Raw genomic sequence first — 232 nt, forward strand, 5'->3', positions numbered from 1 at the left:
CACTGGCGAGCATCACGCCCTGGGTGTTGACCACGTACACGTACAACTGGCCGGTGACGAATTCTCCCTGGCGGCTGAAGGCGGCCAGCGCGGCGTCGCCGTTTTTCTCGTAGTAGTCCACCGCTTTGAGCAGCAGCGCCTTGGCGTGTTGGGCTTCTTGTTGGTACGCCGCATCGGTCTGCGCGAACGCCTGATCGCCAGGCACCAACAGCGACAACACCAACAGCACACG

Annotated in this window: 1 protein-coding gene; it reads right to left on the reverse strand. The window is 62.5% G+C overall.

What is annotated here, in order from left to right; translation table 11 throughout:
* Positions 1 to 232: hypothetical protein (locus AC0IW9_RS32145; protein WP_471652326.1), on the reverse strand; the 232-nt coding region annotated here is incomplete at both ends.

The sequence above is a fragment of the Belnapia sp. AC561 genome (assembly GCF_979252845.1).